2 protein-coding genes are annotated in these 1,293 nt (G+C 64.5%); both read right to left on the bottom strand.

The window, feature by feature from the left end:
* Positions 1-30: 30 nt before the first annotated feature.
* Positions 31-918, bottom strand: a complete 888-nt coding sequence (locus ON37_RS26615; protein WP_040723175.1) for an IS3 family transposase — start codon at positions 916-918, stop codon at positions 31-33.
* 2 nt (positions 919-920) lie between these two features.
* Positions 921-1,226, bottom strand: coding sequence for a transposase (locus ON37_RS26610; RefSeq protein WP_040723173.1), 306 nt, complete (start codon positions 1,224-1,226; stop codon positions 921-923).
* Positions 1,227-1,293: the final 67 nt, after the last annotated feature.

Genomic DNA, 1,293 nt, shown 5'->3' with positions numbered 1-1,293 from the left:
TGAGGTTCCCCCGCTAATCCGGAGAGCGGGTTATCTGGTTCCCGTAGGAACCTGGTGATGGTAGCTGGCTTCGTATTCGTCGGGAGATCTCCAGCCGAGCTTCTTCTGGATCCGCTGGGTGTTGTACCAGCCGTCGATGTAGGCGAACAGGGCGTTTTCGGCTTCTTCCCTTGTGCGCCAACTGTTCCGATACACCAGCTCGGTCTTGAGGGTGGAGAAGAAATTTTCCATGAGGGCGTTGTCGTAGCTGTCGCCGACCGACCCCATGGACTGAGATATCCCGTTGTCCGCCAATCGATTCGCGAACCGGATAGCGGTGTAGGTCGAGCCGCGGTCGGAGTGATGGACCAGTTGCCCGTCTCGGACGTCGCGGGTCCACACGGCGTACTCGAGAGCGCCGAGTACCAGTTCGGTGTCGCACCGGTCCGAGCACTTCCAGCCCACGATCCGGTTCGAGAAGGCGTCGCGGACTGCGGCCAGCCAGAACACTCCCTCACCGCAGACGATGCGGGTGGCGTCGGCCACCCACAAGCGATCCGGCTTGCCGGCGGTGAAGTCCCGGTTGACCAGGTCCGGCGCCGGAGTGGCACGCGGATCTTTCCGGGTCGAGCCCAGCCGCCACTTCTTACGCAGAAACGCGCCCTGCAATCCGGCGCCCCGCATCAGCCGCTCGACTCGTTTGCGGCCCACCGAGATCCCGCGCCGGCGCAGCATCGCATGCACCCGCGGTGACCCGTAGGTTCCGCCGGAGCTGGTATGGATGTCGACGATCTCGGCCAGCAGTTCCTGATCGGCCAGCCGCCGCGCAGACGTCGCCTGCGCCTGCCGCAACCAGCCGTAATACGTCGAGGACGCGATGCCCAGAACCCGTAATACGAGCTCGACCGGGTGCTGGGGGTGTTCGCTGACGAACGCCACGATCACCGCCGGGTCTGGCCGAGCTCCGAGGCGAAATACGCACTCGCATCACGCAATACGGCGTTGACTCGCTCGAGCTCGGCGACTCGCTTCTTCAAGGCCCGGTTCTCGGCCAGCATGTCGGTCGTCGGTTTGTCGTCGCGTTCGCCGGCATCTGCCTCTGCTTGGCGGATCCACAGCCGCAATGCCTCGTGATGCACCCCGAGCTGGGCGGCCAGCTTCCGGATCGTCGGCTTCGGGTCCGACTCCCGATACAACCGCACGGCCCGAGCCTTCAGCTCGTCCGGGTACTTCTTCGGTGCTGCCACGAATGACTCCTTCCGGCCCTATCGGACCACAGTCAGAGCCCTCCGAGAAAGCGGGGGAACCTCACTC

The organism is Nocardia veterana NBRC 100344, assembly GCF_000308855.1.
In the GTDB taxonomy this organism is placed as follows: domain Bacteria; phylum Actinomycetota; class Actinomycetes; order Mycobacteriales; family Mycobacteriaceae; genus Nocardia; species Nocardia veterana.
Note: the sequence above shows the minus strand (reverse complement) of the source record. Positions and strands in the feature narration are given on the sequence as shown.